The following is a 20401-nucleotide window of genomic DNA, read 5'->3' on the forward strand; positions in this document are numbered from 1 at the left end:
GCGACCTCCATCAAAATTATTTTGTTGTCAATTGTTCTTTTATTTCTTCATCTACTCTTATTACTGACTTTCTATTCGTCCTGTATACCACTAGAACGCTAACAAGCGCGCTAATCAACAGCAAGATACTGCCATTAACGAAAACAGCAAGTGTCTTACTTCCAAGAGAAACAAAAGAGAGGAAAAGCAAACCATATGGTGCAATGAAAGTGCCTAAATTAGCGCCAACTAGTAAGATCGAGGTATTGAAATTCTCCGCATGCTTAGGCGCTTGGATGCTCACTTGGTTGAATAAATAAGGAATGAATAACGAAAAAGAAATCCCAGTTAAAATCGCGCCAAATCCAATCACATACAGATTCATGGCACTGGCAATCAATACAAAGCCAATACCCATCAGTAGTAAAGAAAGAGTAAGCATATAACGATATGCTTTTGCCTGAAGCCAGCCAAAACAAACTCCGGCGGCCATACTTGCCAACTGCATGATGGTCAAGATATTCGCTGCATTGGTTTCGTCTCCTAGAGAATAGGTCGTCAAGACTGTGGCTAATTTGATTGAGACAGCGTTATATATCACGATGATCAGTAAGAGAAAAATACCATAACTAATCATTTGGGGATTTGTTTTGATTACTTGTCTTGCTGAAGCTGTTCCTTGTACTTGAATCTTAGTTGTTTCAGGTCTAGGAACAAACAAAACAAACAAGATTAAAATAGGTAAGCTGATGGCGTAGACTAAAAAAGTATATTGCCAGCCGAACTGTACTAGTTGTCCTGCAACAAATGTCATTAGAGCTGCACCAAATCCCTGAAATGCACTTTGAAAACCAATCATAGATGCACGTTCATCTCCGTGATAAAAAGCAGCAATCATGCTGACTGCCAAAGAATTGATCAATCCGAAGCCAATACCTAGCCCAGCTCGTGAAGCTAAGACGATACTGTAACTTTGCGAGAAGAGGGGGAGGACACCACAAATCGATGCAATCACTAACCCGATGATCACAGTCTGTTTTTGTCCGATTCTCCTAGCAATAAAACTACTAAACAAAACGAAAATAGTGACCATAAAAGATGGAGCAGTCGTTAATAATTCAACAGCAGATAAAGAACGCGTGGTATAAGTAGCTGACATACTGGGAATCGCTGATGTGACCGCACCAGCAGAAGTCAAAATAAGAGAGACTGACAGTAGAGAAAATTTCATCATTTTTTTATTCATACACATATTCCTTTCACTTTTTGTAAGCGCTTATCAAAAATATAGTATGAAGTAGCTCTTCACTCAATAGCGGAACCACAGGAAATTCATGTCCCAACCATAGAAAGTCTTTGTGAAACCCAAAATAGCTTTGCATATAATTGCAGTACAGCGTAAACTAATAAGCGAAAGAAACCGCTTACAATAAGGAGGAAGTCAATTGGAACTAGCTGAATTAGACACTTTTTTGCGTAATGAAGAATCAATCGAAACTCTGCAGCGTGAACAAGGAAAGAATGTCAATGACTTAAACTTAGCTTATCATCTTCAGACACCACCAAAAATCCACCGAGGAGATTTATTTCAAAACGGAAATATTCATATCAGTAAACACCGTCGATATGCGGAAGTTCCTGAGCATACACATGATTTTGTTGAGATCAATTATATGTATAGCGGAAGATGTTCACAGGTCATCAATGGGGAAAGGGTGGATATGGAAGAAAGTGACGTGGTAATCATTGATAAAGAAGCTACTCAAAGAATTGAATACACAGGGCAAGAGGATATTTTAATCAACATCTTATTAAAGGAAGAGACCTTATCTACAGAAATATTGAACCATTTGGCAAGCACCAATAATCTGCTTTCTTCTTTTTTGATCAATGCAGCAAAAGAAAAGGGAGAACATACGCAATTCATTCATTTTCATGGCGGAAAAACGAGTCGTTTGACGCATTTGATTGAAAATATGCTGTTGATTTATTTTGATACATACAGTCATAAAATCCGTTCACTAAACCTATATATATCACTACTACTAATCGAATTGACTCATTTATTAGAACAGCAAACCTTTTCGTCAGCAGATGGATACGCAGAAAACGAGATGCTTGGTATATTGGATTATATCGATAAGCATTTTACTTCTTGTACGTTAAAAGAAACAGCGGCTCATTTTGGCTACAATCCGGTCTATCTTAGTAATAAATTGAAAATGTATTTTGATGCTTCTTTTCAAGAACTGGTTCTACAAAAAAAATTTGACTTTGCATTGGAATTGATTCAAGAAACGAGTTTTTCGTTGGAAGAGATTGCTAATCGCATCGGATATAAACAAACCACTTCTTTATTCAAATTATTCAAAAAGTATTCAACATGTACGCCCAATGAATGGAGAAACCCCCGATAAGAAGAACAGTCTGACATGTAAAAAACAGATAAGACTATTCAAAGTCTTACCCGCGTATTAACTAAACTCAATCAAGAGAAGCAGGAAAAAGTTGATGGCACTATATAGGAGATAAGTTGCTATAAATAGATGTTTTAGTAGTGGCTGTTTCCACTTGTGCCTTCTCTTCATTTGATAAATACTCACTAGTAAGCATACAGTGATGATAGATACGCTGATCTTTCTAATTTGGAAGATTAGCGTCCAGAGATGGGAATCCATTGTTAATTGGATACGTGGCAGAAAAAAATAGAGGACACTCAAAAAGACATACTTTATCCAAGATGAACCATTGGACTTATTCTTAATAATATTCACTCATTTCAATAGGTTAGTCAGACAGATAGGCTTTTGTTTGGTACATATCATAAGGTATATCCGATACTAGTGTACTCATTTCTTATCTTCCAATAAACATATAGAAGGAACAGTTTTTTCATAAATAAGAAAAAGCAGTTCCTTTTTTAAACTTCTTTTATTGTATCCTTTAGATAATGTGATTGAAGAAGGGAGGAGGAGATGAAAATGGTAAAGGGTTGGTTGAGTGGTTTAGCTGCTTACAGCGTTGTTGGACAAACTGATTTATTTTCTGCGTTCGCTATGTATTTGTCTAAGTATCGTTTTGTATTATTAGGTGCTCTTTTTTTCGTGATTCTATTAACTGTTCTGTTGAGCAAAAAGATGTCCGCAAGTTCAAGTACGAAGAGTAAAGCACCTAGTAATAAGGGTTTTCAGAAGCAGCAGCAATATAAAAACTATCGTAAATGATATTTTCTATCTCTTTAAAGAAATCAAAGGATGATACGGCAATTATTTACTATTTACAATGAGGTGAAGCATGGGAAATTTTGCATTTATCATAACTTTTTTAAGCGAATTTGCTGTCTTAGCACAAAATGAAGGAACTGGTATTTTTGCCACCTTCGTTGCTATGTATCTCATCCGATACGGATTATCCACTTTTTTTGCCGTCTATCTGTTCATTTTTATCGTCAAACAGTTCTATGAATATCTAAAAGGCACCAGTATACGAAAAAACAAACGCCGATTTAAAAGACAGTTAGCTGCATCCTATAAAATACAAAAGAAAACGATCCAAGAAAATTATGAAAAAGGATTGACTGATACGGACAAAGTAAAGAAAAACGTTTATAACAAAACAAAACTTTAGATGTGACAATGAGGGAGCAGAGCAAATGGATATAGGGATTGCAATCGTAAATGAAGGGATATTGATTTTAGGTGCGATTGGCTTTTTATTATGGTTAATTATTTTTGGCTTGGTTTTATTTTCAGTTCTAAAGCGTACAAGGAAAAAGTATAGCTTTGATAAAGGTGGAGCTAAAGTAGCTCCATTAGTGATAGCGTTAGTACTTTTAGTTGTGTTGGCAGGGTACATGGGTGTAATCGTTTATCAGTTATCTGTTGTACGTATTTAGGAATTCGTTTCCATCAAAAATTATAATAACAGCTATTATAATTAACATATTGATAAAATGAATAAACAAGACTATAATTTCCATGAAAGTAACAAATAGTTATGAAAAAGGAGCTGTTTATTCATGAAAAAAACAAGTCGTAAAGTAGTAATCGTCGGTACAGGTTTTGTTGGAACAAGTATCGCTTATGCAATGATCAACCAAGGAATCTCTAATGAATTAGTCTTGATCGATGTGAACCAAGAAAAAGCAGAAGGGGAAGCACTGGATCTTTTAGATGGTATGGCTTGGGGCGATGAAAACGTTGCTGTATGGTCAGGCGGTTATGAAGAATGCAAAGATGCAGATATCGTTGTTGTCACAGCTGGTATCAACCAAAAACCTGGTCAATCTCGTTTAGATTTAGTTAAGACAAATGCGTCAATCATGCGCCAAATCGTCAAAGAAATCATGGGATCAGGATTCGACGGAATTATCGTTGTTGCTTCAAATCCAGTAGATATTTTGACATATATCGCTTGGAACGAATCAGGCCTGCCAACATCACGTGTTATCGGTACTGGTACAACATTGGATACAACTCGTTTCCGTAAAGAAATCGCATTGAAATTAAAAATAGACCCACGTAGCGTTCACGGCTATATCTTAGGTGAACATGGTGATTCAGAAGTTGCTGCATGGTCACATACAACTGTTGGTGGTAAACCAGTTTTTGAAATCGTAGAAAAAGATCATCGTATCGCAAAAGACGAATTAGATGTAATTGCTGATAAAGTTCGTAATGCTGCTTATGAGATCATTGATCGTAAAAAAGCAACTTATTATGGTATTGGTATGAGTACTGCACGTATCGTAAAAGCTATCTTGAATAACGAACAAGCTGTATTGCCTGTATCTGCTTACTTAACTGGTGAATACAACGAAAAAGATATCTTTACAGGTGTGCCATCAATCGTTGACGAAAATGGTGTTCGTGAAGTTGTTGAATTATCCATCAACGAAGAAGAAAAAGCAATGTTCAGCAAATCAACAAGTGCTTTAAGAGAAGTATTGAACACTGTATTATAAGAAATAATGAGTAAGAACTAAAAAGTCAAAAACTGCTTAACAGATATTTCAGCTGTTAAGCAGTTTTTTTATTGATATCTATAGGTAAGCAAATAAACGGAATGATTATAATCGATTCGGTCGAAAATGATCCATACGTATGAAATGTAATCTGCTGATTAAATAATCGAATCGATATCAGTGACAACTAAAACTTAAGTAAATGATTTATCTATGTGATTAAAAATCCTTCAGTGATGGCAAACATAAATACAGTGAGTCGTAATCTGGATTAACTGTATAAAGAAAATGGTTTTTATCATTTAATTAAACGTTAAAAAAGAAGAAAAACTACAAAATTTTTTTATAATTTTGCACAAGTAGATTTTGATGGAAAAATGACGATTTTTGATAAAAAACCGTTCGAGAGAGGTTTATTATTTTTTAAATCTACTTCGTATAATATATATTATGTAAACTAAAATATATAAAAAATCAATCCACTAGTTCTAAACCACTATTTCCTACTCTTCACACTTTTGTATTCCTTTTAAATCAATTATTTCAAAATTAATCCATATTTTTATGAAAAAACTATTTTGTATGAACAACCATACAAAAAATCAGCATATTCTTTAATGACATGCTGATCGAATGGAGAAATAAATTTTTTTAATTCGTTCATTTTATTGCGGTTTGTCGTAAATAATTGGTTATCTTGGACTTCAGTGAATCGAAATCCAATGAACTAGTGGTAATCATTATAATAAAATCAACAGCTTCTTGACGAGAAAAAGCAACTGAACAATTATTCAATTGAAGAAACAACAGCATGGCAACAAGAGCAGTTCGTTTATTACCATTATGAAAAGGATGTTTTTTAGCTAAATTAATTGCTAAAATTGCCGCTTTTTCATAGACTTCGGGATAGAGTTCTTGATTAAATACTGCTTGTGAAGGCTGTTTAACTGCCATATCTAATGCATTGGCATCTTTTATACCAATCATTTCGCCTGGTGAGTAACGTAAAATAACTTTTGCGTTGATTTTGATAATTTCTTTAGTCGAAAGATACCTCATAAATCAACCAAATCTTTTAACGCGTCTTCATATTGATTCATGATCGAATCAACTAATAAATCAATATCAGGTTCTTCTTGTGCTTTGATCATTCGTACAGAACCATCAGATTGAAAAACATAACTGATTGCGTCACCCGTCTGCACACCCATGAATTCTTTTACTTCTGGTGGGATAGTTGTTACATCGCTATTGCCGGATTTTCTAATTTTATACTTTTTCATTTTTTTCATATTTCGCCACCCTCTATATTCTATATCATTCTATAGTAAGTACATTATATCTAAGTATATACATTTAATCAATGTATATACTATTGATTTACTTTTTCTTACGGAAAAACGAAAAAGAAAAAAGTTAAAAGAGTTTGTGACATGACTTTTGTCACAAACTCTCGTATTTTTAACCAAAATATTGATGGAATACTTGTGTAATAACTGGTAGGAAATAAATAATGATCATAGCCCCTACCACCATCAACAATTGTTTACGCTGTTTCTTTCGCTTCAACATGCTTGTCGTTTTATGAAAAAAATAAGTAGCGCTTTTAGCTCCTGCAGTCAAAGTCGATAAAATCAGCGTTGGTGAATATGCTGTTTGATTGTGCGTCAATGACAGCAACTTCGTCCCGTAATCAGGATACTTTAGAAATGCTTGGTATACAGCCACAATCGTGATTGCTCCCATAAGATAATTTAAAAATGAATGCACTTTTTTCAAATAAAAAAACTCCTTGCTATCTATATAAAATCAGCCTACCCCAACATTTTTGCTTGATTGACTGATATTTTTTGGTTTTATTGGTATTTATATTCTCACTTTTCGGAATAAATATTCTGCTATTTCATTGTTTTCATTTACTCTACTTCGTTTTCATTATTTTTTCTTGATGTTTCTTTGTTTCCATCAACTGCTTTTGTTCCGCTGTTTTCGATCCATGGAAAAGAAAAACCGATCGTCATATCTTCTTTTAATACTAAAACTGCATCGAATTTCCCTTTTTACCAGTAAAACCTTTGACAACTTTACTTGTCTTTCCTTTTGAAAGCAAATCTCTGAGATTTGTTTTAGTCAGCTTCTTTTTAGCTACTGTTGGCCACAATTTGAAGTCGCATTCCGGGTTCAAACATGTAGCGATTTTAGGATAAAGCATGACTACCCCTTTTTTACATTTTGGACATCTTCCTAATTGGTCGTTTTTCTTCTCCATCGCTTTTATCTGGCGTATTCCGCTGATCTCATCTGAGAAATCTACCTTATCGATTTGATTAGGTACTTCTGCCAATAAATGTAAGATGAATTTTTTGATGTTTTCTAAAAAAACAGATGGCGTTCCTTCTTGGTTACCGATTTTTCTCAAGTATCCTTCCCAGCGTGCAGTCATTTCTGCACTTGTCAGCAATGGTTCATTAGCTACTGCCTTACAAAGAGTGATTCCTTTTGGCGTAACGATTATTTCGTTTTTATTGACTTCGATGTAATGTTTCTGCTTAAGATTTTCAATGATATTGGCCCGTGTAGCTTCGGTCCCTATTCCTTCTACTTCTTTGAGGATTTCTTGCGCTTCATCATTATCCAGCGTTTTTCCCGCAGTTTTCATTGCTGTGATCAAGGTTCCTTCGGTATAGGGTTTCGGAGGTTGTGTTTCTTTCTCCATACTTTTCAGCTCTACTTCTGCTTCTTCATTTTCTACGATAGGAGGAAGCGTCTGAGCTTCTTTCTTTTTTGACTTGATGCGCAAGATTTCCTGCCACCCTTGCTGTAATGGGATCTTTCCGGTGCTTTTTAGCTTTAATTGCTGTACACCCGTCGTGACAGTCGTCTCTTCATAAATATAATCTGCGGCAAACATAGCCACAGTGGTACGTAAGACTTGCAAATAGATTGCTTGCTGTAATTTAGATAGCTTCGCAAAGCGTGCAGGAGTCGGAATCGTCTTTGTCGGAATGATTGCGTGATGTTCTTGAACTTTTTTCGCATCGACATACCGTTTCTTTGCTCTGATCTCAGTTGTCTGTACTTCTTCTATTCCTAAAAACTTTTTATAGTTTTGCAGATGTTTAACCAGATACTGATGCTCATTTTCTGTGATATAAAAGGAATCCGTTCTTGGATAGCTTAGAAATTTGCTTTCATACAATCCTTGAGCAGCATCAAGTGTGGCTTTAGCACTTGCTTTCATTAGCTGATTCATCTTTGTCTGCAAACTAGATAGCGAAAATAAACGTGGGCTATGCAACCTCTTTTCCTTTTTCGTAACTTCAAGAATCCGTCCGTTTTGCTTACCTAAATGCGCTCCGAGTCTCTCTATTTCCTTTGTTAACTCTTCTTGTGTTTTAAATGCTTTTTTTGGTACGATTTTTCCTGAAAATTGTCCTTTGTTTGTCGTAATTAAACCTTCTCCTTCAAAGTATGTTTCTTTTTTGAAGTGTTTGATTTCTTCTTGCAGCTGATAAATCATGTAAAGTGTCGGCGTTTGTACACGACCAAGAGAAAAACTACCATCAATCCCTTTTCGTTGAAGCAGTAAGCTATATAATGGGCTTCCGTTCATTCCAATCAGCCAATCAGCATTCTGCCTTGCTTGCGCTTCTTTATATTTTGGAAAATAGTTCTTTCCAGGTTGGAGATTCTTAAAACCTTCATATATTGCTTCTTTTTCAAGAGAATTGATCCATAAACGTAAATAGTTCTTTTCTTTAGAAAAGGCGTTTGCTTGACGAATAATCGACCACGCGATGGCTTCACCTTCTCTATCACCATCTGTTGCAATAATGATGGTATTGGCTGACTGTAACTCTCGCTTTACAATCGAAAATTGTGCACGTTTGTCCCTTGGAACTTCGTAACGGAAGGTTTCTGGGAAAATAGGCAAATTTTCTAAAGACCATTTTGCCCAACGCTCTTCATAAGCTCCTGGAGCAACCATATCTACCAGATGTCCAAAACCATAAGTGATGGTTACTTCACCAGCAAACAATGGATCGCTGATTTCATAATACCCTTCATGCCGCTTTCGCTGTTGGAAGGTTTCGGCATAGGATTTTGCTTGTGAAGGTTTTTCAGCTAGTATCACCGTCTTCATCTTCTGACCTCCGTTACTTGATTTTTTGCGGACTTCTCTATTATGGAACATATTTTCGCATCTGGCAATAAAAAAAAGATACCGTATAGTCGAAATAGGCACAAAAAACATCAAGCCAGCAAACGATGTTCCGTTTGCTGCTTGATGTTTCTAGAAAATATTCATCTTTAGCTGTCACTCTTGGTTAATCTGCCAATTGATGCCAAATCGATCAGTTACCATCCCATACAACTGAGCCCACGGAACAGCATCCAGCGGCATCTCAATCTTACCACCCTCAGCTAAGCTTTCAAATAGACGCTTCGTTTCCTCTTCATTTCTTGTTTGGATGACTAAAGAAACATTATTTCCAACAACTAATTCAGGACCAATTCCTTCTGGCGTATCTGCAAACATAACTAATGTATCATAAATGTTCAACCGTGCATTCGTGATTAGATTTTTTGCTTCTTCTGGCAAGTTCATTTGTTCTATTCCAGGCATTTCACCGTATGTGGTGATACCTGATGCTTCAGTCTCAAAAACTTTTTCATAAAAAGCGATGGCTTCACGAGACTCATTTTTGAAGTTCAGATAGATATCCAATGTAAACAGCTCCTTTCTTGGTTATAATCTATCATAAGAAAGCGTTTTTTACGAGTGAATCGTTTGATTGATTCATGACAAAAGCCTTGTCGCAACTTCTTCTTAATCTTTTTTATGATCATTTATTCAAAAAATCTGTAATAGCTGATTGATTCATTTGATTATCAATTTCAAGAATGCTACCAGCATAATCACTTTGCCCATAATTCCACGAACCGTCTACTGGCACACTTATTCGATCAATGCCACCAGCTCCTCGTGCAATCGAAAAGAGGTTTTTCGTCAAGAACCAAGCAGTGACATCTGTGGATGTATACCCTAAAGCTTTACCAGCTGCATAAGGTGCACGAATCAGATTCAATGGATTCTTCAATTGGCTGAAAATAGCGTTCATTACTTGCTGTTGGCGTCTGACACGGCCAAAGTCTCCTTCTTCATCCATTCGGAAACGTGCGTACTGCAAAAGAACATGTCCATCCATCTTCTGGACCCCTTTTTTAATATCTACACCATCCAGATTCAGATCTTTTTCTGCATCGATCTTCACTCCGTTCATGAACAAGGCATCGATCACTTTTTCAAACGATTTGAAATCGACTTTCGCATAGTATTGACAATTGATTCCAAAATTTTCTACTAAAGTTTGACGCACTAGATCGGCTCCTCCGTATGCATAAGCTGAATTGATCTTATTTTGTCCTACCCCTGGGATCGTAACGAAGCTGTCACGCATAAAAGAAATCAGTTTCGGCTTATGGGAAGGACCATCCAACTGTAAGACCATGATCGTATCAGCTCGTCCAGCATCTTCTCCGCGTGTATCACTCCCAAGAATCAAAATATTATGCGCACCATTTGTCGCTTTTTGCCCATGAAAGGTTTCTGAAGTCGCTGCCTCTAAGCTTGTGTCATGTTCAGCTACATATTTACCAATAAAAAATGAGATACCTGAATAAAGGATCAAAACAAGCAAAATCGATAGAATGATTTTTTTCCACGATCGCTTTCTTCGAGATTTCAACGGTTTGTTCTTCTTTTGCCGATTGAAAAATTTTTTATTTTTTTGTTGTTCTTCTGTTCTTGGTGCATCTCTATATATCTGTTGTTCGTGTTGGTTCAAATGTTCAAATGAGTGCTGCTCTCTTTCATAAATACGGGTAGCATCTTCCTCATTTTCCATACGCGTTCGTTTTCGTTCTCTTCTAGCAAAAATACTCCCCGTATCCCGCTTCAGAGGTTTCGCCTTCTTATGGATGTCCTTATAGCGATCCATCCGACTCATTGTGGTTCCTCCTCGTTTCTTACTGATAAATAAAGGATACGATAACCAATCGACAAAAGCCTATCATTTTTTGATAATTTAATAAAAAATAACGAAATAAATGCTTCGATACATAAAGAATTACTTTTCTTGAGACCGTTTATGCGAGAATAAAAAATCTTTATCTATTATCCTTTTTTAATCAAACAGTTTTTCAATCACATGGATCGGCATCTTTTCCTTTGTCCATAATTCAAACGCGATTGCTCCTTGGTAGATCAACATGCCAAGTCCATTGTATCCTTTTGCTCCTACTTTTTTGCTTCTTTTAATAAACGTGTTTCTCTAGGTGCATAAATCAAATCAAAAACCGCTAGTTTCTCATGCATCATGTTTATATCTAAGAGCGGTGACTGATCGATTTTCTTTCCCATCCCGATATCTGTTGCATTGACTAGAAGGCAGCTTTCTTTCAAGTCTTTTCTTAATTGATACGTATCGGCAAAATCACGAACTTTTATCTCACAAGAAGTTCGATAGCTGAGTTGTTCGAATGTTTCTTTTACTTGAGCGAATGTTTGATTGTTTCGTTTATAAACTACAATTTCCTTAGCACCGTCTAACGCCGCTTGAACAGTGACTGCCTTTGCTGCCCCTCCAGCGCCCAGCAGAGTCACTTTTTTCTTTTTGACCGAAATCCCAGCTTCTTGTACGGATTGCATGAAGCCCGCACCATCGGTATTATAGCCAATCAAACGACCTTTTTCGTGCACGATCGTATTCACTGCTCCAATCAATTGTGCTTCCTGGCTTACCTCATCCAGATAAGGAATAACCGCTGTTTTATTCGGCATCGAAAGGTTCACACCTAACATATCAAAAGTTCGTATACTTTCGACTGCTTGCTTCAAATTCATTGGGTTTACTTTGAAAGCTAAATACACCGCATCGATGTTGTTTGCTTCAAAAGCAGTATTGTGCATCAATGGAGATAAACTGTGAGAAGCTGGATCAGCAAAGAGTCCAGCTAATTTGGTTTGTCCAGAAATCATCTTATTCCTCCTTTGTTCTTACTTCAATAAAAAAAGCCACTTAGCGTTTGATACGAAAAAGTACGAAACGTCTAGGTGGCAAAGTAGCAAATTCTTTTCTCTTCGTTCACTTGTCAGAGCAAAGAATATTCTATTTAATTGTTAAAATCATTGACTACGTGATCCTACAAAACACCCAAATATGTTCCAATTGTTTATTGTTTTAAGTATAGGATGAATCAAAGGAAGATGTCAATGAGTTTTCAAGTCCTTCTACTGAAAGGAGACTTTCTGTCGAAATCAATCTACTACTTCTTCAAAGAACTGCAAAAGGTCGCCCATTGTCAAATGTTGCTTTTCTTTTTCAGAAAGATCCTGAACAATTTTTCCTTTTTGGAGTACGATCAGACGATTTCCGTATTTCAAGGCGTCTTCCATTCGATGCGTGATCATGAGACAAGTCAATTTTTGTTCATTGATCCGCTGATTTGTTAACTGCATTAATGCTTTAGCTGTTTTAGGATCTAAAGCGGCAGTATGTTCATCTAATAACAGTAATTCAGGAGCCGTGATCGTCGCCATCAGCAAACTTAATGCTTGGCGTTGACCGCCAGATAATTCCCCTGCTGGAGTATCCAAATGTTGTTCTAGGCCATTACCGACTTCTTGACATAGTCTGAAAAAATCTTCTTTTTGATTTTTCAAGTTACGTAAACGGAATTTCCGCTTTTGCCCTCTTTTTTGTGCAAGTAGCAGATTTTCTGCTACAGTCATCCGGGGAGCCGTTCCCATCTTAGGGTCTTGGAAAACCCGAGAAAGGAATCGTGCTCTTTTTTCTTCTGAATCTTTTGTAATCAGCTGATCTTTAAAAGAGATCGATCCTTGACTGAGTTGAAGCGTACCAGCGATGGTATTGAACAGTGTGCTTTTTCCAGCACCATTCCCGCCAAGAACAGTGATAAAGTCCCCTTCTCTGATTGTAAGGTTGATTTCATCCAATAGTACTTTCTCTTCATTCATCCCATTGTTTACGACTTTTCTGCCGTTTTTGATTGTCAATATATCTGTCATTACTATGCCTCCTTCTCAAAACCCGTTTTTAAGTTCAGTGCTTTCTTCAATTGCGGGATCATCAGACAAATAGCTAAGATGATAGCGGAGAACAACTTCAGATAAGTCGTGTCAAACCCTAGTTTGATTACTACTAAAATCAATAGTTGATAAATGATACTGCCGACAACAATAGCAATCAATCTTTCTGCTAGCGTCAATTCTTGGAAAATCACTTCACCGATGATGATGGAAGCAAGACCGATGACGATCACGCCAATCCCTTTATTTACATCTGCATATCCGTCATTCTGGGCAATCAGCGCACCGGATAATGCAATGACACCGTTCGACAAAGTCAAACCTAAAATTTTCATACGATCGGTTTTTATCCCTAACGACCGAGCCATCGTTTCGTTGTCTCCTGTCGCAATATAGCCTTGACCTAAATCTGTATTGAAGAAGAATAGCAGTACAGCAATCAAGATGCCCAAAGAGATGAAGCCAAGAAGGACTGTGTCAAAGTAATCAGGTAATCCAAAGCGATGAAAGCTGTCTTGTAGAATCGGATGATTCAATAAAGATAGATTTGGTGTTCGCATCACAAACAAAATAACTGAGTTCAATCCTGACATCACTAAAATCCCTGCTAGAATAACCGGTATCTTTCCTTTTGTATAAAGTAACCCTGTAATGAGTCCTGCTACCATACCAGCACCTACGCCCAATAACGTAGCTAAAATCGGTGCTACCCCATGAGTGATAGCTGTCACACAGACAGCAGCACCTAATGGGAAGGACCCTTCTGTCGTCATATCAGGAAAATCTAAGATCCGATAGGTCATGAAAATCCCTAATCCTAATATTGCCCAAAGCATGCCTTGTGAAATAGCTGATACGATCATTTGTCATCCTCCTTAGATGTTTCTTGTTGCGACTCATCTGTAATGATTTTGGCTTTTTCTTTCATCGATTGAGGAATAGTGATTCCTAAGTGATCAGCCTGAGATTGATTGATCACTGTATCCCCTTGATCAAACATATAAACAGGTGTCGTTTCCGGTTTTTCTTTTCCGCTCGCAAGTTTTGCCGCCATCTTACCGCTTTGAAGCCCTAATTGATATTGATTGATCCCGATTGTTGCTAGTCCGCCTTGTTCTACCATTGTATCAACAGAAGGAATGACGGGGATATTTGCTTTATTCGCTTCTTTAACCACTGTCTGCATAGCATTGGCAATCGTATTGTCTAATGGAACATAGATAAAATCGACTTGTCGGCTCATCACTTGTACCGTTTGTGCAATCTCATTAGTGGAAGGCACCGCATATTTTACTGCTTCTAACCCTTCTTTTTTTGCAGCTTCTTCCGCTTGTGCTACTTGGTATTTTGAATTATCTTCCGAAGAAGCATACAAGATCCCGACTTTTTTTGCATTTGGCAGCAAATCAGAAGCAAGCTTGATTTGTGAAGCAACAGGTGGCTGATCAGAAACACCTGTCACGTTTCCACCAGGTTTCTCTAAAGAACCAACTAATCCAGCCCCCATAGGATCCGTTACAGCACCTAATACAACGGGAATCGACGAAGTCGTGTTTGCTAATGATTGAGCAGCAGGCGTTGCGATTCCGATCAAAACATCAGGATCGGATTGTACTAGCTGTTGACTCATTGTGGCTAGCTTGCTCTGATCGGCTTGTCCATTTTGAAATTTGATTTCAAGATTTTCTCCTTCTTTTAATCCTTCTTCTTTCAGACCATCTTTGATCCCTCGATAAATCTCATTTAATGCCGGATGGCTCACATATTGCAATACCCCGACAACTGTTGTTTTTTTTGTCTGGTTCGTCGAAGTACTTTCTTTTTCTCCTGAGGCTTTTCCATAAATAAATGCACCTACTAAATAAACTAAAATAATTACTACAACTGTTATTAAACGTTTGTTTTTCATTTTTTCCTCCTGCAAAGTCAATCTTTTTATTTATTAAAATCAGGCAAGTATCCAGTCTACAAAAAAAGACAATGGCCAAAACGGTCATTGTCTTTACACAAAAAACCGCATAGATAGGATCTATGCGGCAGTCAATGTTCATGTCTAGCATAGATACAAGCTTTAGAAATGCACTCTAAAAAGTTGTATCTATGGGAAAGTTTCACCATTAATACAACTTATCTACGCCAGCTGCGCCAATTTTTTTTGTTCTCTGCTGAAATACGTTTTGATAAGTTCATTACAGGTCACCCTTTCCTTAAGAATTGATTTAAGTCTAATCGAATTTTTGAATTTCGTCAACTATATTTTTTATTTTTTTCATTTGTTATTTTGAAGATCAAACATCACTTGTTCTGATAATTAAAAATAGCGCTATATAGAGCCACCATTTCATCACGTTAACAACTCAATTAGCAGTCTCGGCATTTGGGGAAGCTGTTCCTGTTCTATCCATTTCTTCTTCTAATTGTTTGATATTGGCTAACGGTAGTCGATTCAGCTTAGGGATCAACTCCTTATCAAAATCAGTTATTCCTCCCTTACCCGCAGTTATCCGATTTGCTTCTTTTCCTCCATCAAAGAAAATAAATGTCACTTCATCCGTTCGTATGTTATATTTTTGTTCCAGTTCATGTACGTCATAAACGATCGGATAATAAAAGATCGGTCGATTCAATTCTTCCATAAGCTCAGGGTCATTAAAGACATCCAGCATATCCTGATAGGTTTTCCCGTTCGGTTTGCTGAACATCACCGATATCGCTCGGCTTTGTTTGATTTTCTGATCCGCTTGACTGTAATCAAAAGGTTTTAATTTGCTGGTTGGTATGGATGAATAAACGAGACTATTTACTTGCTCTTCTCGGATTTTTTCCGGCAACAAAAACATCGCAATTGTTAGTAGCAATGATAAGATGAGCAGAAACACAAGACGTCGAAAATACTTAATTGGATTTTCTGCGAATGACACTGAGAAATGATCATTCATTTCTTGTACTCTCGATTTAACTGCTTCCCAAATAACAAACACCTTCTTTTCTACTTTTTCTCCTATTTTTTATTATACCTAAAAATTTGGATTTCAACGATAAAAACACTGTTTTTTATGTAATTAGTCCAATTTTTTCTAGACTTTTGCTTCACTATTCGGCCAAATTGGTTTTTCTTCTTTTTTTCGTTATAATGAATATACTTATGAAAAGAAATGAGGAATGAACCATGTCCTTTGATGGTGTATTTACCCATGCGATGGTCAACGAATTGCGTGAAACGTTACTATCTGGCCGGATCTCGAAAATCCATCAGCCTTATGAAAATGAAATCGTGCTGGTGATTCGTTCACGCGGCAAAAACCATCGATTATTATTATCTGCGCACCCTAGTTATGCTCGTGTACAGATTACCCAAATCGATTATCAGAATCCTGATAATCCGCCTAACTTCGTGATGATGCTTCGAAAGTATTTGGATGGTGCTATTTTAGAAAGCATCGAACAAATCGAAAACGATCGAGTGATCCATTTTCACTTTGCTAAGCGCAACGAGTTGGGCGATTTACAGAATATCATATTGATCGTTGAATTAATGGGGCGTCATAGTACGATCGTCTTAGTTAATCAAGAAACTGGAAAAATATTGGACGCGATCAAACACATAGGAAGCTCTCAAAACACTTATCGTTCTTTGCTTCCCGGCGTAGAATACATTGCTCCGCCAAAACAAGAGGTCTTGAACCCATTTAGCTCCGATAAAGAAAAAATCTTCCAGCGACTTTCTCAAACTGAACTAGAACCAAAAGCAATCCAATATCAGTTTCAGGGAATCGGTTTCGATACTGCTCAAGAGCTGACCAAGAGATTGCTTGAACGTCCTAATGAAAAAATGGTTGTTTGGGACGAATTTTTCTCATCGATCATCAATCACCCAGACCCTACTTTTTACGAAACGACAAATAAAGATTTCTTTACGCCGATTGTTTATCAGGTATTTTCCGAACAAGCATCTGCTGTGACAACTTATCCAACACTCAGTCAATTATTAGATAGCTATTATCACGAAAAAGCGGAGAAAGATCGGGCAAAACAACAAGGCGGAGAACTGATCCGAAAAATCGAAAATGAACTAAAACGAAATAAAAATAAATTGAAAAAACGTGAACAAACACTCAAAGAATCCGAAAACGCTGAGAATTACCGTAGAGATGGCGAACTACTTACTACTTTTCTGACACAAGTACCACGTGGCGCAAAAGAAGTTGTTTTACCTAATTATTATGAAGAAGACCGGCCAATCAAAATAGCATTAGATCCGTCGTTGACGCCAAATCAAAATGCACAGAAATATTTTCATCGATACCAAAAGCTGAAGAACGCCGTTAAGTTGATTGGCGAACAAATCCAAGAAGCCAAAGATGAAATCCAATATCTTGAATCTGTCTTGTCTCAACTGGAAATTGCCGGTCCGATGGATATCGAAGCAATCAAAGAAGAATTGACTGCTGAGGGCTATTTGAAAAAGAAGACACAGAAAAAACAAAAGAAAAAGAAACCATCTCAGCCTGATCAATACTTTTCTTCTGACGGAACGCTCATTCTTGTTGGTAAAAACAACCTTCAAAATGACCAGCTGACAATGAAAACAGCTAAGAAAACCGACTATTGGCTCCATGCAAAAAATATCCCTGGTTCGCACGTCATCATCAAAAGTGATCAACCTTCAGATGAAACAATTACCGAAGCTGCCGAGTTAGCTGCCTATTTTTCAAAATATCGATATTCTGCCCAAGTACCAGTTGATCTTGTACAAGTGAAGCATATCCGCAAGCCAAATGGTGCCAAACCTGGTTACGTCATTTATGAAAATCAGAAAACAGTCATCGTGACACCAGAAGAAGAGAAAATTATAGCTATGAAACAAAACGGGTAATGAATGTATTTTCTTAGAATCATATTTTCGTACTTTTTCATAAAAGCAATCAGTTATAAATTGCTTTCTATAAAAAGAGGGGTTGTGACAAAATTCGTGTCACAACCCCTTATTTCGAATAAACTGTTTTGTTTGGCTGTTCTTTCTACTTAATATCAGTCAGATGTTCCGTCTGCTTTTCTTAATTCTGTTGGTCCAGTAACCGAGGAAGCTCTTTGATAAATCTTTGAGCGATTTCACTGAGCGGGCGCTTTGCCGAATAAATGATATAAAATTCATTTAGCTCGCCTTCTGCTAAAGGAATTAACCGCAAGTGCTCACGAATTCCTCCAATCACAATACCAGACCCTGAAGCGTACGCATCAGTTTCAAGAACGATATTCATCAAAGTCCCTCGATCACTGGTATAGATCACTGTTTCTTGATCAGGAATCTCGATAAGGTCTTCATAAAAATACGGAAAATTATTTCCATCCTGTGTAAAACGAACTTGAGGATAAGATAACAATTCTTCTTTTGTGATCTCTGCGTGTGTAGCTAGCGGATGTCCATGCCTTAAAAAAATGTGTGTTTTAAATTTTCCAATGCTGCGTCCACTTAGTTCTCCTTGTTGCAAATATCTTCTGATACCAGCTTGATTATGCTCGTTCATATAAATAATGCCGATTTCACTGTGCTGCTCTTTGACTTCTTCGATCACTCTCGCCGTCGTCGTCTCCATGATCCGAAATTGTTTGATTTCATCTTTGAATTCCTCGAGTAGCTGTGCGGTCAAAGGACCTAAGAAATCATAATGCTGGGCAGCGATTGAAAAATTCTCTCTCTTTTCACTCGTTAGATAGTGACTTTCTAATGTATCAAGCTGAACCAAGATTTTTTCGGCACGATTTAAGAAATCTTGTCCTTCTTCTGTTAAATATGCACCTCGATTCGTTCGAGTAAATAGCGTGATTCCTAACTCGGTCTCTAATTCTTTGACACCAGCTGAAAGACTTGGTTGTGAAACAAACATTTTCTTTGCAGCTTCTCTGAAACTACCATTATTTGCCACAGCGACCACATATTTCATTTGTTGAATATTCATTGCTCAAACTCCTCAAAATAATAAATTTCTCTTCCATTCAAGGGTTGAATTGGTCGGTTGTTCGGCTGTGCATACTGCCCTTTGAAGGGTAGAAGAAACTCTTGGTTCAATTTTTCTACATGATCCATCACAAACCATTGGATTGGTCCGCTGGTAGGTGGAGTTGTCAATGAACCTACATAATGAAAATGGCTTTTTTTCTCTGGAAAAAAGACATCTGGATTTACCCAGTGTTCATGTTTTTCTAAATTCCATCTCTCTCCATTTTCTTGATTATAAAACCAACCTTCCTGTTCCATTAACTGATACATGACGCCCACGACCAGATTCTCTTTTTTGCTGTTCATATGAACAAAATGAAACTCAATATCTTCCTGTTTCCCGTCGATGATATGTTCTGATGGTAAGTGGAAATGAATATCTGTCAAATAATAGCGTTCTTTCTTGAACTCTACATAACTGAGTTGATCAAAAGGTACTAAATGAATCGTATTTTTGAATTCCTTGTCAGTGAAGCGTTGCTTTTGATAATGAAACGAAAGTGTCTCTCCTTTCATTTTTATTTCTTCACCTTTTGTTAAATGAATAGGTGACTGCAACGGAAATTCCGCACCTCTCGCAAACCAATCACATAAATTCGCCCAATTTTCCGGACCTCTGTCTCCAGAATAGCCCCATTCGACATCCATATTCTTTTTCAACTATACTTCCCCCTGCATCTCATATCGTTTTTATTTTTCTTCTTTCTTTACAATCGTTGAGACAGTTTCTAAAAACGCCTCTTTTCCATAAAATTCCTGGTTCAATAGTTCCGGAAATATCTCTTTAAAGAAATACTGAACAGAAGGCCGATGTTCAAAGCTTTTGATAGTCGTCACTGCCTCAATGAACATCTCCTTGTAAACTTTTTCTGGATTATTTTTGATGATTTCATCAAAAGACTCATAAAGAAGGTCAACCTTATCTGAAATGGCTAATAGTTCTCCTTCTACAGTTTCATCTTTTCCCTCGAACAACCGACGGCGATAAACTTCTTGGAACTCAGCTGGAATCTCTTGATTGATGAATTCGTCCGTCATCTTTTCTTCAACTGTTTGCAGCATCCCTCTTAATTCTTTGCTTGCATATTTCACTGGTGTTTTGATATCACCAATAAAACGTTCTGTGTAGTCATGATTCAGTGATTTTTCATAGAGCAGTTTCCAATCGATTGGCTGCCCATTTGCTTCTTCAATATCTCCTAGAACTTGCGCAATAGATGCTACACGATACGAATGTGCTGCGACTGTATGCTCCGTATATTTAAAAAAACCAGGTGCCCTTGTGATCGTCTCTAAATTGTTCAATCCTAAAATAAATTCATTCAATCCCATAAAAGTTACCTCC

19 protein-coding genes and 2 pseudogenes are annotated in these 20401 nt (G+C 37.0%); 6 read left to right on the forward strand and 15 right to left on the reverse strand.

Translation table 11 applies throughout. The annotated features are described in order from the left end of the window. Window positions 1-16 precede the first annotated feature (16 nt). The gene (locus FTX43_RS11020; RefSeq protein WP_172867967.1) at window positions 17-1231 is read right to left on the reverse strand and encodes an MFS transporter; all 1215 of its coding nucleotides are present in this window, start codon (window positions 1229-1231) and stop codon (window positions 17-19) included. Window positions 1232-1451: 220 nt separating this feature from the next. Here FTX43_RS11020 and FTX43_RS11025 point away from each other — a divergent pair, with 220 nt between their 5' ends. The 5 genes from FTX43_RS11025 (at window position 1452) to FTX43_RS11050 (ending at window position 4942) form a co-directional block, all read left to right on the forward strand. Next, window positions 1452-2396, forward strand: coding sequence for an AraC family transcriptional regulator (locus tag FTX43_RS11025; RefSeq protein WP_025476932.1), 945 nt, complete (start codon window positions 1452-1454; stop codon window positions 2394-2396). A gap of 564 nt (window positions 2397-2960) precedes the next feature. After that, window positions 2961-3203: a hypothetical protein gene (locus FTX43_RS11035; protein WP_147607065.1), complete on the forward strand. Its 243-nt coding sequence runs from the start codon at window positions 2961-2963 to the stop codon at window positions 3201-3203. A 70-nt stretch (window positions 3204-3273) separates the two neighbouring features. Next, window positions 3274-3606 (forward strand): hypothetical protein, encoded by a 333-nt coding sequence (locus FTX43_RS11040; RefSeq protein WP_002309277.1) that lies wholly within the window; start codon window positions 3274-3276, stop codon window positions 3604-3606. A gap of 25 nt (window positions 3607-3631) precedes the next feature. Then, window positions 3632-3874 (forward strand): hypothetical protein, encoded by a 243-nt coding sequence (locus FTX43_RS11045; protein ID WP_002309278.1) that lies wholly within the window; start codon window positions 3632-3634, stop codon window positions 3872-3874. A gap of 123 nt (window positions 3875-3997) precedes the next feature. Then, window positions 3998-4942, forward strand: a complete 945-nt coding sequence (locus FTX43_RS11050; protein ID WP_147607066.1) for an L-lactate dehydrogenase — start codon at window positions 3998-4000, stop codon at window positions 4940-4942. A 660-nt stretch (window positions 4943-5602) separates the two neighbouring features. Here the strand turns inward: FTX43_RS11050 and FTX43_RS11055 are convergent. The 11 genes and pseudogenes from FTX43_RS11055 to FTX43_RS11105 form a co-directional block, all read right to left on the reverse strand. After that, window positions 5603-6001 carry a type II toxin-antitoxin system death-on-curing family toxin gene (locus FTX43_RS11055; protein WP_002329191.1) on the reverse strand — a complete coding sequence of 133 codons (399 nt, stop codon included), beginning with the start codon at window positions 5999-6001 and terminating at the stop codon, window positions 5603-5605. Further along, on the reverse strand, window positions 5998-6234 hold the full coding sequence (locus tag FTX43_RS11060) for an AbrB/MazE/SpoVT family DNA-binding domain-containing protein (protein WP_002309281.1): 237 nt from the start codon (window positions 6232-6234) through the stop codon (window positions 5998-6000). The genes FTX43_RS11055 and FTX43_RS11060 overlap by 4 nt, the downstream gene beginning before the upstream one ends. Window positions 6235-6403: 169 nt before the next feature. Continuing rightward, window positions 6404-6688, reverse strand: coding sequence for a hypothetical protein (locus FTX43_RS11065; protein ID WP_002313773.1), 285 nt, complete (start codon window positions 6686-6688; stop codon window positions 6404-6406). A 170-nt stretch (window positions 6689-6858) separates the two neighbouring features. Then, window positions 6859-9086 (reverse strand): annotated as a pseudogene (topB, locus tag FTX43_RS11070) (DNA topoisomerase III). A 174-nt stretch (window positions 9087-9260) separates the two neighbouring features. Then, window positions 9261-9671, reverse strand: coding sequence for a VOC family protein (locus FTX43_RS11075; RefSeq protein WP_002299733.1), 411 nt, complete (start codon window positions 9669-9671; stop codon window positions 9261-9263). 118 nt (window positions 9672-9789) lie between these two features. After that, window positions 9790-10953 carry an LCP family protein gene (locus tag FTX43_RS11080; protein ID WP_002313776.1) on the reverse strand — a complete coding sequence of 388 codons (1164 nt, stop codon included), beginning with the start codon at window positions 10951-10953 and terminating at the stop codon, window positions 9790-9792. Window positions 10954-11130: 177 nt separating this feature from the next. Continuing rightward, window positions 11131-11984 (reverse strand): annotated as a pseudogene (gene aroE, locus FTX43_RS11085) (shikimate dehydrogenase). Between the two features lie 279 nt (window positions 11985-12263). Beyond that, window positions 12264-13034, reverse strand: coding sequence for an ABC transporter ATP-binding protein (locus FTX43_RS11090; protein WP_002309294.1), 771 nt, complete (start codon window positions 13032-13034; stop codon window positions 12264-12266). Window positions 13035-13036: 2 nt separating this feature from the next. Beyond that, a complete protein-coding gene (locus FTX43_RS11095; RefSeq protein ID WP_002309295.1) occupies window positions 13037-13918 on the reverse strand; it encodes an ABC transporter permease in 882 nt (293 codons plus the stop codon). Then, window positions 13915-14964 (reverse strand): tryptophan ABC transporter substrate-binding protein, encoded by a 1050-nt coding sequence (gene trpX, locus FTX43_RS11100; RefSeq protein ID WP_147607067.1) that lies wholly within the window; start codon window positions 14962-14964, stop codon window positions 13915-13917. The genes FTX43_RS11095 and trpX overlap by 4 nt, the downstream gene beginning before the upstream one ends. Before the next feature lie 448 nt (window positions 14965-15412). After that, window positions 15413-16036, reverse strand: a complete 624-nt coding sequence (locus FTX43_RS11105; protein WP_147607068.1) for a hypothetical protein — start codon at window positions 16034-16036, stop codon at window positions 15413-15415. 188 nt (window positions 16037-16224) lie between these two features. On the opposite strand from FTX43_RS11105, the gene efbA reads away from it, so the two are divergent. Then, complete coding sequence (gene efbA / locus FTX43_RS11110) at window positions 16225-17931, forward strand: fibronectin-binding protein EfbA (protein WP_147607069.1); 1707 nt, start codon at window positions 16225-16227, stop codon at window positions 17929-17931. Window positions 17932-18112: 181 nt separating this feature from the next. Here the strand turns inward: efbA and FTX43_RS11115 are convergent, their stop codons facing one another. From FTX43_RS11115 to FTX43_RS11125, 3 genes are read right to left on the reverse strand one after another with little or no spacing between them, the layout of a single operon-like run. Then, the gene (locus FTX43_RS11115; protein WP_147607070.1) at window positions 18113-19015 is read right to left on the reverse strand and encodes a LysR family transcriptional regulator; all 903 of its coding nucleotides are present in this window, start codon (window positions 19013-19015) and stop codon (window positions 18113-18115) included. Then, window positions 19012-19704 (reverse strand): carbonic anhydrase family protein, encoded by a 693-nt coding sequence (locus FTX43_RS11120; RefSeq protein WP_002316248.1) that lies wholly within the window; start codon window positions 19702-19704, stop codon window positions 19012-19014. Before FTX43_RS11120 ends, FTX43_RS11115 begins: the two co-directional genes overlap by 4 nt. A 42-nt stretch (window positions 19705-19746) precedes the next feature. Further along, the gene (locus FTX43_RS11125; protein WP_002288886.1) at window positions 19747-20388 is read right to left on the reverse strand and encodes a YfbR-like 5'-deoxynucleotidase; all 642 of its coding nucleotides are present in this window, start codon (window positions 20386-20388) and stop codon (window positions 19747-19749) included. Window positions 20389-20401 lie beyond the last annotated feature (13 nt).

It is taken from the genome of Enterococcus sp. DA9 (genome assembly GCF_008000875.1).
In the GTDB taxonomy this organism is placed as follows: domain Bacteria; phylum Bacillota; class Bacilli; order Lactobacillales; family Enterococcaceae; genus Enterococcus_B; species Enterococcus_B lactis.